This is a genomic window from Allgaiera indica (genome assembly GCF_900106675.1).
GTDB lineage: Bacteria > Pseudomonadota > Alphaproteobacteria > Rhodobacterales > Rhodobacteraceae > Acidimangrovimonas > Acidimangrovimonas indica.
Map to the genome: position 1 here is coordinate 1 of NZ_FNOB01000048.1, position 8,848 is coordinate 8,848.

Here is an 8,848-nt window from a genome sequence, read left to right on the forward strand (position 1 = left end):
CCGCGCCTGCGCCCATTGCTCACGCCGCCGAATGATGGCACACAAATGCAGAACAAACTCGACTTACGAGTGGCCCTGAAAATAGGGGCAGGTCAAGGAGATCAAAGCCAAAACCATCGAGAAGCGCCGCTTGGCTCGCATCGCCAGATCGCGGCATAAACTGAAACCACAACGAGCCAGGCCCTCCGTTCTCGATCAGGCCCTCGTGTCCCAAATCATCTGACGACGGACAGACGTGCATTCACTCGATGCGGCGATCGAGAAGATCGAGTGGTACGCCATGCGCTGGAAGATCGAGCTCTTTCACAAAATCCTCAAATCCGGTTGCCGGGCCGAGGATGCGAAACTGCGCACCGCGGACCGCCTTGCCAATCTCGTCGCCCTGGTCTGCATCGTCAGCTGGCGGGCGCTCTGGACGACCATGGTCGCGCGCGCAGACCCCGACGCCGATCCGACCACCGCACTCACCAGAACCGAAATCGCCATCCTCGACCGGCTCGTGAGCGACACGGGCAATCGCGGCGCAAAACCGCGAACCCTCCGGCTCTACCTCACAAAGCTCGCGCGCCTGGGCGGATATCTCGCCAGAGCTTCCGATCCTCCGCCAGGAAATACCGTCGTCTGGCGCGGACTACGCCGCCTCGCCGACATCCAGATCGGCGCCGAATTGAACGGCGGGGGGAGTTGTGGGTAATCGCAAGCCACGCCGGAGCGTTACTCTGTGAACGCCACCGCAAAACCCGGCCCATCGCGCCGCGCGGGCGATCCCGCGGCACAGCTCTGTGGCCGGATCGAGGTGGAGCACTCCGAGATGGCCCGCAGGAATATTCTGGTCTACCAGGAGGAATGACGCGCGAACGCCATTACATCCGGCCCGCGAGGTTGAACAGGATCCAGATCGTGCCGCCGACCATCAGCCCGAGGATCAGCGTCGTGAACAGGATAAGGTGCAGGTCCTCGCGCGTCTGCCCCTTGAACCGGATGTTCAGGAAATAGCGGAAATGGACCACCATCTGGACTAGAGCCGCGGCGCCGGCGACCCAGTAGATTTCTTTCGTCGGCAGCAGATGAAATCCCGTGATCGCAAAGACGGGAAGGGTCAGCACCAGCGCCAGCACATAGCCGAGGTAATAGTTGCGCCGCTCCTCGCGTGCCTCGGACGTGTGGGTCGCCGCAGGGTCGGACTCGGGGGGAAGATCAATGCGCGACCGGCTCATGCCAGACCTCCGACATAGACGACGGTAAAGATCGCGATCCAGACGATATCGAGGAAATGCCACAGGATTCCAAGGCGGAGCACCGCCGTCTTCACCGCATCGTCGAGCCCGTATTTCGCCATCTGCAACAGGATCGCGCCCATCCAGATGCAGGCCATCGTGACGTGAAGCCCGTGCAGCGGGACCAGCGCCCAGAAGGCCGACAAGTAGCCGGAGCGCTGCGGCACCCCGCCCTTGTGGACCATGTCGACGAAATCGTGCAGCTCGAAGCCGAGGAAGAGCGCCGCCAGCGCGAAGGAGGCCACCAGCCAGAACACCAGCCAGCCCGCGCGGTTGCCGTGCTTCATCATGGTCGCGCCGATGCCGAAGGTCATGGAACTTGTCAGCAGGGCCAGCGTCTCGATGAAGACCGACTTGAGGTCGTAAAGCTCGGACGGACCCGGCCCCCCGGCGGTTCGCCCGACCATGACGGCGTAAGTGGCGAAGAGCAGGCCGAACACCACCGCATCGCTCATCATGAAGACCCAGAAGCCGAACACCTCGACCGAGGCGGCATCGTCGGCGGACTGGTGCGAGGGACCGAGATTGAGGCCGGGGTGGCGGGTGGGGGCGCGGCTCATGCGACGATCTCCTGCTTAGCGGGCACGGCATGGCCGCGGTTCGCGTCGGTCAGCTCGTCTGCGCGCGGGACGCGCGGCGCGCTCATGGCGCGGTCGCGCCAGCGCTCCCAGCTCCGGCGCACCTCGGCGGCCGGGATCGTTCGCTCGGTGTTGCGGGCAAAGCCGCGCAGGACCACGGCGAGGAACGAGGCGGCGGCGCCCAGCAGGGCCAGCCACCAGATGTACCAGACCAGACCGAAGGCGGTAGCGGTGCCGGTGACGCACAGGAACGGGCCGAGCGCGGAATTCGCCGGCATGGTGATGTCCTTGAACCCGCCTTCGGGCTCGCCCAGGTCGTCGCCGGCCTCCTTCAACGTCATGAAGGCATCGCGGCCCTTGACCTCGGGGATGACGGGAAAGTTGTATTCGGGCGGCGGCGCACTCATCGACCATTCGAGGCTGCGGCCATCCCAGGGGTCGCCCACCGGCACGGCCAGCGCCTCGCGGTTCTTGATCGAGACCCAGAGCTGCATGAAGAGTGAAAAGAGCGCGAAGAGCACCACGAAGGCGCCGAGCAGCGCGATGATCGTCCATGGCAGGTAGGCGGGTTCCAGGAACGAGACGGTCCGGCGCGGCATGCCCATCAGCCCCAGCACGTAGAGCGGGAAGAACGCCATCATGAAGCCGATGATCCAACCCCAGGCTGCGCGGTAGCCCCAGCGGTCGTCCAGCCGGAAGCCGAACGCCTTGGGAAACCACATCGTGTAGCCTGCGATCAGCCCGAACAGCAGGCCGGGGATCAGCATGTTGTGGAAATGCGCGACGAGGAACAGGGTGTTGTGCACCTGGTAGTCGATCGAGGGGTTGGCCAGAAGGATCCCGCTCATCCCGCCAACGCAGAACAGGAACAGAAACCCCACACCATAGACAATCGGCACGGTCATCCGTACGCGCCCGCGGAACATGGTCAGCATCCAGTCGTAGATCTTCACCCCCGTAGGCACGCCGATCAGCATCGTCGCGATGCCGAAGGCCGCGTTCAGGTCGGCGCCCTGTCCCATGGTGAAGAAGTGGTGCACCCACACTGTGAACGACAGCACCGCAATGCACATCGTGGCAATCACCAGCGAGGAATAGCCGTAAAGCGTCTTGCCCGAGAAAGTCGAGAACACCTCGGAATAGACACCGAACGAGGGCAAAATGAGAATGTAGACCTCAGGGTGGCCGAACAGCCAGAAGAGGTTGGCATAGTTCATCATGTCGCCGCCGGCCGTGTTGGTGAAGAAGTGGAAGCCCGCGTAACGGTCGAGCGCGAGCAACGCCGTGGCCACCGTCAGGGGCGGCATCGCGAAGATCATCAGGATCGCGGTGCATAGCGCAGTCCAGGTGAACAGCGGCATCCGCATCAGCTTCATCCCCGGGGCGCGCTCCTTGTAGATCGTGACGGCGAAGTTCATGCCGGTGAAGGTCGAGCCCAGCGACGACAGCGTCACCGCCCAGATCCAGTAGTCGGGCCCTGGGCCGGGGTTGTAGCGCGCCTCGGTGAAGGGGGGATAGCCGCTCCACCCGCCGGTGGAGAACGGCTGCAGCACCAGCGAGACCATGATCAGCAGCGCGCCCGCGACCGTCAGGCCGAGGCTGACCGAGTTCAGCGTGGGAAAGGACACGTCGCGCGCCCCGATCTGCATCGGCACGACGAAGTTGATGAGCCCGGTGAGGAACGGCATCGCCATGAAGAAGATCATGATAGTACCATGGGTTGAAAAGAGCTGGCCGAAGTGGTCGCCGCTGAGCATCCCGCCGCCGCCGTAGCCCGCCACCTGCTGTCCGCGCATGATCGCGGCCTCGATCAGGGCGCGCAGCATCATGATCCACGCCAGCGCGATGTACATGATGCCGATCTTCTTGTGATCGACGCTGGTGGCCCAGTTGCTCCAGAACTTTCCCCAGAGCCGGTAGCGAGTCATCAGCCACAGCGTGACGAGCGCGCCGCCCACGGCGAGCGCCGCGGCGAAGGTGCCGATGCAACCGCTGATGAGGTCCGTCGTGTCATGCGCCTTGAGGATTTCGTCGAACGGCATGTTGTCGAGGCCGAGACGCCCGAAGAGGAAAAGCCGCAGCGCGTGCCACATGGTCAGTCTGCCTTCTGCTTGGGGGCTGCAGGGGCCGCGATGGGCGACCCCGCCAACAGCGCGTGCGCCGGCGCGGCCGGCCCGTCCCTGAGGATGCGGGTGAAGAGGTCCGCCACCGGCAGGCGGAACACCAGGTCGGAGGGCCCGCCGAGGTGAAGCCCGCGCGCCATGTCCTTGTCCGTCCCCTTGGTCTCGAGCGCATGGATCACCGCGGGAGAAAGCGCATGGGCCCCCGCCCGCGCCGACCCCACCCACTTGCGGAAGTCATCGGCGCTTGCCGCGGTCGTCGTGAACTTCTGCGCGTGAAAGCCCGTGCCGTTGTACTGGGTGTTTTCGCCGAGAAAGGCCCCGGCCTGGCTCGCCTCGAGGTTCAACTTCGTGCGCATCCCCTGCATGGCGTAGATCTGACCGGCAAGCGCCGGGATCAGGAAGGATTGCATCACCGTGTCCGATGTCAGGCGAAGCGCCACCGGCCGCCCCACCGGGATCTCGAGCTTGTCGACCGTGGCGATCCCGAGGTCGGGATAGATGAACAGCCATTTCCAGTCGTAGCCGACGACATCGACCCTGAGCGGATGGGGACCGAGCGGTTTGTAGGGGTCCAGCTGTCCTGTTTCGGCCCAGAGCACCGTCCCCAGAATGAGGATCAGCACGATCGGTCCGCCCCAGAGCAGGATCTCCCAGCCCCAGGAAAAGCTCCATTCCGGGCGGTAGGATGCGTTCCTGCGCCCGTAGCGGTAGCGCCAGAGGATAATCGGCGTCAATATGAAAACCGGCACCACCACGACCAGCATGGCGATGATGACGAACCAGAAGTGACCGCTTTGCGCCGCGGCCACTGGACCGGCCGGTTTCAGAAAGCTGAGTTGCGTTGCATGCGCCGGCGGCACGAGGAGGGAAAGGGCCAGCAGGACCGGCGGCAGGGACGTTCGCATTCAGGGCTCCGAGCTCGCTGCATCGCAAAATCGCAAATGCGTGGGGGCAGTCTGTCCGGCGTGGGACGGCGACGTTTGAGCATGAAACCGCCGCCATTCGGGCAGGTTCCCGGTGCGCCGGATCGCATCTGCGTGAAAGCAACTAAATTAACCTGAGGTTGGTGAGCGCGTTGCCCACGCCCCGTTCGCGCGAAGGTACTGATGCGCGGCGACAATTTTTCCAGGGGATGGCCGCGGCCACCGGCGCGCACCGCGAAACTCGCGCAGGCGTTACTTTCAATTGCAGGAACTCTGCCGCGAGCCCTGCTCTTCCGTCGATGTGCGCAACCCGATACACGGAGGACTTTCCATGTCCGATACTGTCGCCGATTTCATGCTTACGCGGCTCAAGGCCTGGGGGATCACTCGTATCTACGGATTTCCCGGAGACGGGATCAGCGGGCTGGTCGCCGCCCTCGGCCGCGACGACGAGATCGAGTTCGTCCAGACCCGTCACGAGGAAAGCGCGGCCTTCATGGCCGCCGCGCACGCCAAGTGGACAGGCGAGGTGGGCGTCTGCCTCGCGACCTCGGGGCCGGGCGCGATCCATCTGCTGAACGGCCTTTACGACGCCAAGCTCGATCACCAGCCGGGGCGCTGTCAGAGCAAAATTCTTGAGGCGGGCAGGGCGGTCGCGTAGCGTTCGACGATGACCCAGCGATCCCCGTTCCGGTACTTCAAGACGTCGCCCGAAATCATCCGCTTGGCGGTTATGATGTATGTTCGCTGCCAGCTGTCGCTGCGCAACGTCGAGGACCTGCTGCATGAGCGCGGCATCGAGATCAGCCACGAAACGGTGCGATTCTGGTGGAACAGGTTTGGCCCGCTGTTCGCCGCGGAAGTCCGAAAACGTCGGGTTTTTGGGATGGGGTCGAGCAGCTGACGATGGCACCTCGACGAAGTTTTCGTGAAGATCAACGGTGAGCTGCATTACCTGTGGCGGGCAGTTGATCACGAGGGTGAAGTGCTTGAGAGCTTCGTGACGAAGCGGCGCGACAAGAAAGCCGCGTTGAAATTCTTGAAGAAATCACTGAAACGCCACGGCTGCACCGATGAGATTGTTACTGACCTGATGCGGTCATACGGCGCGGCGCTGAGGGAACTCGGCATATCTGATCTTCAAGAAACTGGCCGGTGGACCAACAACCGGGCAGAGAATTCGCACCAACCGTTTCGAAGGCGGAAGAGGGCAATGCTTCGCTTCCGGCAGATGCGAACATCGCAGAAATTCGCATCCGTCCATGCCTCGGTCCATAACCACTTTAACCAGGAGCGCGCCCTCTACAGCCGTCAGAATTTCAAGCTGAACCGCGCCGCCGCTCTCGCCGAGTGGCGTGGCCTCTTTGCGCCCTAACACACTACCGGCGATGGGAAACTGAGACGAGTTCGCGTTTGTCTGACAGCACTCAGCGCCATGTTACTCTCCAATCGTCATTTCCTGTCGCCGGCCCGGGGGCCGGCCATTCTGTCGTTCTCTCGGGGCCGGTTAGCGCGCCCAGTCGGGGACATCCATCGCCGGGAGGACCTTGCCGGTGCAATCGCCGAAGCCCACGCGGTAGCCGTCACCCTGCGCGTGTCCACGCAGCGTCAGCGTATCGCCGTCTTCGAGGAAACTGCGCGTGGCGCCTCCCGTCAGCTCCAGTGGCTCCTTGCCGCCCCAGCTCAGCTCCAGAAGGCTGCCGCGATTGTCCTTCTCGGGCCCCGAGATCGTCCCCGAGCCCAGGAGATCGCCCACATTCATCGGGCAACCCGATGTGGTGTGATGCGCCAGCTGCTGCGCCGAGCAATAATACATCTCGCGGTAATTGGTGCGCGAGATCACGCTTTCCGCGCCGCCCTCCGGCGTCAGCGCCACTTCAAGGTCAATGTCGTAGAGCATCGGCGCCGGCTCGCGCAGATAGGGCAACAACTCCTTCTCGCGCACGGGGCCGCTTGCCCGGAACGGCTGCAACGCCGCGGCCATCACGATCCAGGGGCTGATGGTCGTCGCGGTGGCCTTGGCCTGGAATGGGCCCAGCGGCTGATACTCCCAGGCCTGGATGTCGCGCGCCGACCAGTCGTTGAGCAGCACATAGCCGAAGATCATCGCATCCGCCTCGGCCACCGAGATCGGCCCCTCGGAGGCCTGGCCGACGATCGCGCCCATCTCCAGCTCGAGGTCGAAGCGCTTGCAGGGGCCGAAATAGGGCACTTCGGCCTGCGGCGGCTTCAACTGGCCCAGCGGCCGGCGCACATCCGTTCCCGAGACGACGACCGAGGAGGCCCGGCCGTTGTAACCGATCGGAATGTGCAGCCAGTTCGGCGGCAGCGCGTTCTCAGCGCCCCGGAACATGGTGCCCACATTGGTCGCGTGATGCCGGCCGGCGTAGAAATCGGTGTATTCGGACACCAGGAAGGGCAGGTGCATCTCTGCGTCCGCCTGCGCCACCAGATGCGGCGCGACCTGCGCCTGCTCCGCCGCGCCCTCGGCCAGAAGTTCCGTCATCCGCGCCCGGAAGGCGGCCCAGGCTTCCGGCCCCGCCTCCATCAGCTCGTTCCAGAACGGCACATCGAGAAGCGGCCCGCCCGGCAGGTCCAGAAGCCCCGCCTCCTCCAGCGCCGCCACGTCGACGATCCGGTCGCCGATCGCCACCCCGCAGCGCGGCTCGCCGTCGCCGACCGAGAACACCCCGAGCGGCAGATTATTAAGCGGAAAGTCGGCATCCTCTCGGTTGGCGCTTTCCACCCAAGAAGTGAGCAGTTTTGTCACTTGTCTCTCCGTCATGCTGCGTCGGGCCGGTTCTCTGGTCTCGCAGCCTCGAAGGCCGGCAAGGCCAGACAGCGGGCTTCGATCTCCGTCAGACGTGGGTATGAACTCAGGTCCATTTCCCAACGATGTGCGTTGTATAGCTGTGGAATCAGGCAAATGTCGGCAAAGCTCGGCTCTTCACCGAAAGCAAATGGCGCGTTGGGCTCGCACATCTTCTGGAAGGCCGCGAAACCGCGGTCCATCCAATGGATCATCCAATCAACGCCGCCCTGCTGGTCGACTCCGTAAGCCGACTTCAAGTGCTTGACCACGCCGACGTTCTGCAGTGGGTGTGTGTCGACTGCGATCGTCATCCCTGCGGCCATGACCCGAGCACGGGCGACAGGGTTCTCTGGAAAGAGCGGCGGCTCGGGATGGCTGCGATCGAGCCAGTCCAGGATCGCCAAGGACTGGCTCAGAGCGGCACCGTCATCTAGTTCGAGAACCGGGACCAGGCCGATTGGATTCAACGACCGGAACGCCTCCGATTGCTGGTCGCCCGCTAGCAAGTTGACCGGCATGTCCTCCCAATCCAGCCCCTTCAGGCCGAAAGCGATGCGTAGCCGATAGGCCGCACCGGAGCGCCAGTAACCGTAGAGTTTCATTTCACCCCCGGCGTGCCGTCGAACGTCTTCTCGAGGCTGTCCCAGCAGTCGATGTAATCGTCCTGCAACGGCGCCTCCCGGGCGGCGAACTCGGTCAGATGCTGCGGAAACCGGGTCTCGAACATGAACTGCATGGTGTTGTCCTGCTTCACCGGCACCATCGCTTCGGTCGAGCCATGCTCGAACGCGCCCCGGTCGGGCCCGTGCGGCAGCATCATGTTGTGCAGGCTCATCCCGCCCGGCACGAAGCCCTGGGGCTTCGCGTCATAGATGCCGTGGATATTGCCCATCATCTCCGACATGATGTTCTTGTGATACCACGGCGGGCGGAACGAATGCTCGGCCACCATCCAGCGCTCGCGGAACAGCACGAAATCGATGTTCGCGGTGCCGGGCTGGCCCGAGGGCGCCGTCAGCACGGTGAAGATCGACGGGTCAGGATGGTCGAACAGGATCGCGCCCACCGGCGCATAGGTGCGCAGGTCGTATTTGCAGGCCGCGTAATTGCCGTGCCAGGCCACCACATCCAGCGG

The 8,848-nt window shown here is 63.9% G+C and carries 9 protein-coding genes and 1 pseudogene; 3 read left to right on the forward strand and 7 right to left on the reverse strand.

Features of this window, described 5'->3' with window-relative positions; translation table 11 throughout:
• Positions 1–235 precede the first annotated feature (235 nt).
• Positions 236–694, forward strand: coding sequence for a hypothetical protein (locus tag BLV97_RS20135; protein ID WP_035841114.1), 459 nt, complete (start codon positions 236–238; stop codon positions 692–694).
• Positions 695–863: 169 nt separating this feature from the next.
• Here BLV97_RS20135 and BLV97_RS20140 read toward each other — a convergent pair whose 3' ends face one another.
• From BLV97_RS20140 to BLV97_RS20155, 4 genes are read right to left on the reverse strand one after another with little or no spacing between them, the layout of a single operon-like run.
• Positions 864–1,217, reverse strand: a complete 354-nt coding sequence (locus BLV97_RS20140; RefSeq protein ID WP_035841112.1) for a cytochrome o ubiquinol oxidase subunit IV — start codon at positions 1,215–1,217, stop codon at positions 864–866.
• A complete protein-coding gene (locus tag BLV97_RS20145) occupies positions 1,214–1,837 on the reverse strand; it encodes a cytochrome c oxidase subunit 3 (protein WP_035841109.1) in 624 nt (207 codons plus the stop codon). Before BLV97_RS20145 ends, BLV97_RS20140 begins: the two co-directional genes overlap by 4 nt.
• Complete coding sequence (locus tag BLV97_RS20150; protein WP_081824994.1) at positions 1,834–3,948, reverse strand: cbb3-type cytochrome c oxidase subunit I; 2,115 nt, start codon at positions 3,946–3,948, stop codon at positions 1,834–1,836. Before BLV97_RS20150 ends, BLV97_RS20145 begins: the two co-directional genes overlap by 4 nt.
• Positions 3,949–3,950: 2 nt before the next feature.
• Positions 3,951–4,883: a cytochrome ubiquinol oxidase subunit II family protein gene (locus tag BLV97_RS20155; protein WP_210184819.1), complete on the reverse strand. Its 933-nt coding sequence runs from the start codon at positions 4,881–4,883 to the stop codon at positions 3,951–3,953.
• 349 nt (positions 4,884–5,232) lie between these two features.
• On the opposite strand from BLV97_RS20155, the gene BLV97_RS20160 reads away from it, so the two are divergent.
• Together BLV97_RS20160 and BLV97_RS20165 are read left to right on the forward strand one after the other, a co-directional pair.
• Positions 5,233–5,562 (forward strand): thiamine pyrophosphate-binding protein, encoded by a 330-nt coding sequence (locus tag BLV97_RS20160; protein ID WP_035841103.1) that lies wholly within the window; start codon positions 5,233–5,235, stop codon positions 5,560–5,562.
• 9 nt (positions 5,563–5,571) lie between these two features.
• Positions 5,572–6,276 (forward strand): annotated as a pseudogene (locus tag BLV97_RS20165) (IS6 family transposase).
• A 132-nt stretch (positions 6,277–6,408) separates the two neighbouring features.
• Here the strand turns inward: BLV97_RS20165 and fahA are convergent.
• The 3 genes from fahA to BLV97_RS20180 all read right to left on the reverse strand — a co-directional run.
• On the reverse strand, positions 6,409–7,671 hold the full coding sequence (gene fahA / locus BLV97_RS20170; RefSeq protein WP_244521081.1) for a fumarylacetoacetase: 1,263 nt from the start codon (positions 7,669–7,671) through the stop codon (positions 6,409–6,411).
• An 11-nt stretch (positions 7,672–7,682) separates the two neighbouring features.
• Positions 7,683–8,315 (reverse strand): maleylacetoacetate isomerase, encoded by a 633-nt coding sequence (maiA, locus tag BLV97_RS20175; RefSeq protein ID WP_035841099.1) that lies wholly within the window; start codon positions 8,313–8,315, stop codon positions 7,683–7,685.
• A partial coding sequence (locus BLV97_RS20180) for a homogentisate 1,2-dioxygenase domain-containing protein (protein ID WP_143037597.1) occupies positions 8,312–8,848 on the reverse strand: 537 nt, incomplete at its 5' end. The genes maiA and BLV97_RS20180, both read right to left, overlap by 4 nt.

Coding starts and splice junctions, on each gene's coding strand:
- BLV97_RS20140 (WP_035841112.1), bottom strand. CDS start 1,217: ATGAGCCGGTCGCGCATTGATCTTCCCCCCGAGTCCGACCCTGCGGCG.
- BLV97_RS20145 (WP_035841109.1), bottom strand. CDS start 1,837: ATGAGCCGCGCCCCCACCCGCCACCCCGGCCTCAATCTCGGTCCCTCG.
- BLV97_RS20150 (WP_081824994.1), bottom strand. CDS start 3,948: ATGTGGCACGCGCTGCGGCTTTTCCTCTTCGGGCGTCTCGGCCTCGAC.
- BLV97_RS20155 (WP_210184819.1), bottom strand. CDS start 4,883: ATGCGAACGTCCCTGCCGCCGGTCCTGCTGGCCCTTTCCCTCCTCGTG.
- BLV97_RS20160 (WP_035841103.1), top strand. CDS start 5,233: ATGTCCGATACTGTCGCCGATTTCATGCTTACGCGGCTCAAGGCCTGG.
- maiA (WP_035841099.1), bottom strand. CDS start 8,315: ATGAAACTCTACGGTTACTGGCGCTCCGGTGCGGCCTATCGGCTACGC.